1 protein-coding gene is annotated in these 202 nt (G+C 69.8%); it reads left to right on the top strand.

The window, feature by feature from the left end; all coding sequences use genetic code 11:
* The coding region (locus tag UUA_RS19760; protein WP_008439855.1) for a hypothetical protein at positions 1–202 on the top strand (202 nt) is incomplete at both ends.

A 202-nucleotide genomic window follows, 5' to 3' on the forward strand; every position in this document is an offset into this window, starting at 1 on the left:
ACCCACCTGCTGTACGGCGTCGAGTTGAACGGCCACCTCGACAACGGCTGGCGCTGGACCGCGGTGGCCAGCCACTACGATTTCCTGCGCTCGCAGGCGGCCACCGCCAACCGGGCCGAACCCGACACGCCCAGCGGGGGTCCCGGCACCATCGCCGACAAGTCCGGTTCCGGCTGGGATACTCTCGACCTGCGCAGTTCCG

Origin of the sequence: Rhodanobacter thiooxydans LCS2, from assembly GCF_000264375.1 — a bacterium.
Classification (GTDB): domain Bacteria; phylum Pseudomonadota; class Gammaproteobacteria; order Xanthomonadales; family Rhodanobacteraceae; genus Rhodanobacter; species Rhodanobacter thiooxydans.